The following is a 1,817-nucleotide window of genomic DNA, read 5'->3' as shown; positions in this document are numbered from 1 at the left end:
CAGAAGCAGAAGCAGAAGCAGAAAGTGAAACAGTAACCGGCCAATATGCAGTCCAGTAAGTCACAACAGGGGAGTTTATTGCCAGCATGCGAGCCGCTTGAGCAACATGCAGGTACCGCCTGTGGCGCAGTGATGTAACCTGATGACGATAATTTTCCTACCCGAGCGACCCTCTCCTTGAAATACCGGGTAACAAAGGGTATAACCACGCGCTTTATCAGGTGTATTAAGTGAGCGGTATGATGCAAGCCCCCTTTTGGCAGACCAAGAGTCTGCAGCAGATGACTGAGTCCGAATGGGAATCCCTCTGCGATGGTTGCGGCAAATGCTGCCTCAATAAGCTGATTGATGAAGATACCGACGAACTGGTGTTCACCAATGTCGCCTGCAACCTGCTCAATACCAAGACCTGTCAGTGTTCCGACTATCCCAATCGTTTCAAAAAAGAGCCTGACTGTCTGCAGATCACCCATGACAAGATCGCCGAGTATGACTGGCTCCCCTCTACCTGCGCCTATCGCCTGCTAGCCGAGGGGGACTCGCTGCCAGAGTGGCATCCTCTGCTGACCGGCAGTCGCTCCGCAATGCATCAGGCTGGTCAATCCGTACGTGGCAAAGTGATCCACGAGGATCAGGCCGGTGAGTGGATTGATCACATCATCACCTGGGCAAGCTAAACCTCATTCATACAATATTGATCCACATTTCATATAGAAAAGGGCTGCTATCTGCGGCCCTTTGCTTACCAGCTGTTCTTCATCTGTCGCCTGCTATAGCTCCCCTCGCTCAATAACGCTTGGCATTTAACCGGTAACCATCGGCCACCATTCGCTTGCCGCTCACGGGCTTCCGCCAGGGTGATACCACCAACAATGTAGCGGCCAAAGGTGATCGTCTCTTGCCTGCCATTAATCGAGTCGTTGTAATGGGATAGAACCGGCTGGGATAACGACCACATCTAGGCCATCCCGGCCACCTTGTAGAGGGTGTCCCTCGACTTGAAACTTCGTCACTTGGTATCGATCAGCAAGAGTCTTAACCGTCTGCGAGTTCGCTGCCATGCTCACGCGGTACTTACCGCTGCCATGAAAATAAAAAAGCCCATGTAAACATGGGCTTAAGTGTCTTTTTGTGCCAGTTAGTACCAGCTAATACCTAACGGGTGATCATTCCCATTCAATCATCAATAATAATAAAAAACAATTATAAAACAATGCGTTGCAATCCATGCTTCATTAAAAACCATGAAAAATACCATAATGAAAAAATACGCATGACAGTAAGGATAGGACAGCATTATAACGGATGGGTGGCCTGCCTTATGGTGGGCATACGTTCTCACACGTCCACCAACGACGGAAATTCGCATTCAAAGCTCAAAAGTCCTGACCAGACTGATTGCGTTTTTACAGATTATGTAACGGGAAGGCATGTATACGACGATTCCTGTAATTTGCGAATGTCGGATTACTGGAAGTTATTCTGTTTACTAGTCGCCGGACGTTCGTAAACTTCACGTTTGCCGCAATAGAGACAGTTATCTAGGGCTTTGCCTAGCACGGCCTATGCTGATTTCGCTGCGACAAGCCCGGCGCGTCAACATCTATCAAATGACGCCGTACAGCACATATAACATACTGTGTCCGACATAGTTCAATGACTCAATAATTCTGAAAAAGGGAATCGGATGAACCGCCATTTCAACAGGGACTTTGACGATCGCATCAACTTGCCACCAAGTGTCTTTGGGCTGGTAGACCATGTAGTCACATCAGGGCCTCCGGCCAACATTGTGCTGATTGCTGTGGATGCAATTG

General features: G+C 48.8%; 1 protein-coding gene and 1 pseudogene. One reads left to right on the top strand and one right to left on the bottom strand.

What is annotated here, in order from left to right; genetic code table 11:
* Nucleotides 1–242: 242 nt before the first annotated feature.
* Nucleotides 243–677: a YcgN family cysteine cluster protein gene (locus tag LD28_RS0121875; RefSeq protein ID WP_033138977.1), complete on the top strand. Its 435-nt coding sequence runs from the start codon at nt 243–245 to the stop codon at nt 675–677.
* A 158-nt stretch (nt 678–835) separates the two neighbouring features.
* Here LD28_RS0121875 and LD28_RS23755 read toward each other — a convergent pair.
* Nucleotides 836–976: pseudogene (locus LD28_RS23755) on the bottom strand (tyrosine-type recombinase/integrase); the annotation flags it as partial.
* Nucleotides 977–1,817: the final 841 nt, after the last annotated feature.

The organism is Aeromonas finlandensis, assembly GCF_000764645.1.
In the GTDB taxonomy this organism is placed as follows: Bacteria; Pseudomonadota; Gammaproteobacteria; order Enterobacterales; family Aeromonadaceae; genus Aeromonas; species Aeromonas finlandensis.
The sequence above is the reverse complement of the archived record's forward strand: the minus strand, read 5'-3'. Positions and strand labels throughout refer to the sequence as shown.